The organism is Mesorhizobium sp. M4B.F.Ca.ET.143.01.1.1 (assembly GCF_004792275.1).
Lineage (GTDB): Bacteria > Pseudomonadota > Alphaproteobacteria > Rhizobiales > Rhizobiaceae > Mesorhizobium > Mesorhizobium abyssinicae.
Window position 1 is genome coordinate 1 of the sequence record NZ_SRSR01000197.1, and the last position, 337, is coordinate 337.

Below are 337 nucleotides of genomic sequence, written 5' to 3' on the forward strand. Positions count from 1 at the left end.
CTCGACCCCGCCTTCATCGGCAGGCATCTGGCGCGGGCCGGCGCCAAGGCGCTGTCCAGCGTCGGCGCCTACCAGGTCGAGGGCGAAGGCATCCAGCTGTTCGAGAAAATCGAGGGCGACTATTTCACCATCGTCGGCCTGCCGCTGCTGGCGGTGCTGAAGAAGCTGCGCGACCTGGGAGCGATCGATGGCTGAGAAAAAGGCCTTTGTCACCGGCCATCCGATCGCCCATTCGCGCTCGCCGATGATCCACGGCTATTGGCTCGAGAAATACGGCATCGACGGCAGCTACCAGGCGCTCGACGTGCGGCCGGAAGATTTTGCGGCGTTCCTGGGA

1 protein-coding gene and 1 pseudogene are annotated in these 337 nt (G+C 64.4%); both read left to right on the top strand.

Going from position 1 to position 337, the window contains the following annotated elements:
• A partial coding sequence (locus tag EN786_RS36605) for a Maf family protein (protein WP_189524391.1) occupies positions 1 to 195 on the top strand: 195 nt, incomplete at its 5' end.
• Positions 188 to 337 (top strand): annotated as a pseudogene (locus EN786_RS36610) (shikimate dehydrogenase); the annotation flags it as partial. The gene EN786_RS36605 and the pseudogene EN786_RS36610, both read left to right, overlap by 8 nt.